The sequence below is a fragment of the Ruegeria alba genome, from assembly GCF_022321465.1.
GTDB classification, from domain to species: domain Bacteria; phylum Pseudomonadota; class Alphaproteobacteria; order Rhodobacterales; family Rhodobacteraceae; genus Ruegeria_B; species Ruegeria_B alba.
In genome coordinates this window covers 1-1398 of record NZ_JAKOEM010000064.1, presented here as the reverse complement: position 1 = coordinate 1398, position 1398 = coordinate 1, and the positions used below count along the sequence as shown (strand labels likewise).

Annotated in this window: 2 protein-coding genes; one reads left to right on the top strand and one right to left on the bottom strand. The window is 62.7% G+C overall.

All coding sequences use genetic code 11. From position 1 onward, the window contains the following. The coding region (locus MB818_RS21850; RefSeq protein ID WP_238906544.1) for an MFS transporter at positions 1-776 on the bottom strand (776 nt) is incomplete at its 3' end. 189 nt (positions 777-965) lie between these two features. Between MB818_RS21850 and MB818_RS21845 the strand changes: the two genes are divergently transcribed. Next, positions 966-1385, top strand: a complete 420-nt coding sequence (locus MB818_RS21845; RefSeq protein ID WP_238906542.1) for an acyl-CoA transferase — start codon at positions 966-968, stop codon at positions 1383-1385. The last annotated feature ends 13 nt before the right edge of the window (positions 1386-1398 follow it).

The window sequence follows — 1398 nt, the reverse complement described above, 5'->3', positions numbered from 1 at the left end:
GCCAGCCATCCTCCGACCGGAATCGATATCGCGCCGGCAATGATGTAGAAGCTGATCGCGGAACTGGCCGCGATGACTGGCATGCCGCGGTCGGCGAGAACAAGGGTGCCGAAGCTGAAGATCATCGCGAATGCGCAATTGTAGAGGCCCCACAGAACTGCTGCGAACGCCAGTGGCGTCCAGGGCAGAGCGGAGAAGCTGATCCGCGCATTACCGGGTACCGCACCGGGCGGAACCTTGTAGACGAAGGCGAAGAGCAGAAGCGCCGCCACGGTGAGGAACGTCAGCGCCATCCAGGCTGTCCGCAGATCCGCGTTGGCAGCGATTGGCGGCAGTATTAGCAGACCAAGCGCGATCCCGACGGGCCAGGAGCTGATGAAGATCGCCAGAGCCGTTGAAACATTCCTCCCGGCGAACCAGTCGATCACCATCTTGGTCATCAGAACGTTGAGAACCAGCCCACCGACGGCTGAGATGATCCGACCGGCAACAGCCCATGCAAGAGTCGTCGTTGTCGTGAAGATCGCTGCGCCGACGACCATGAGCACCAGACTTGCGATGACGGTCCGCTTGTCGCCAAACCAGCTTGCAACCGCACCGCCTGCAACCGCGACAATGATACCGGGTCCCGAGAAGAGGCCGATCAGGATCCCTATCTCCGTGAGCGTTATTGCGAGGCTGTCCATGATGAACGGAGACAGTGCGGCCACGGACTGAAACTGGATGGCCATGACCGTTCGGGCGAAAAACAGCACAAACAGAATGGCCCATCGCATCGGCACGTGAGAAATCCTCCAAGACAACGATGCGATGTGAAGTTATCTGCGGCGTGTCTCAGCCACGCTAAGTCCAAAGTCGAGAACCATGCAAGCGTTTTGGCCTCGCGCACGATTGAGGCCGAGTTCCCATAGGTCCGCTTCACCCTCCGCCCGACAATTTGTGTTTCTGCAGGTTAGCGAACAATCATGCCCACCTCCCGCGAAACCATCCTCGCTGCGCTGCACACGCGGCTCTCGGCACTGCCCGCCACCGCCCTGCGCGGAGACGTCCTGCCCGAGCGCGTCCCAGCGGAGGGGCTTCTGATCCTGCGCGACGGCGAGCCGGGGGAGCCGGAGGTGACCCTCTCGCCGCTTTCCTACCACTACCAGCACCGCGCCGAGATTGAAGCCGTGGTACAGGGCGTCGACCGTGATGCCGCCTTCGACACGTTGACCGCCAGCATCGGATCAGCGCTCGTCACCGACCGCACGCTCGGCGGGCTCTGCGACTGGGTTGAGGCGGAAGCCCCGCGCCCGGCCGATCTGGCCGTAGAGGGCGCGGCGAGCCTGAAGGCGGCCGTGATCCCGGTGGTGCTACACTACACCACGGCCGACCCGCTTGCGTGATATGGCCCCGAAA

Coding starts and splice junctions, on each gene's coding strand:
- MB818_RS21845 (WP_238906542.1), top strand. CDS start 966: ATGCCCACCTCCCGCGAAACCATCCTCGCTGCGCTGCACACGCGGCTC.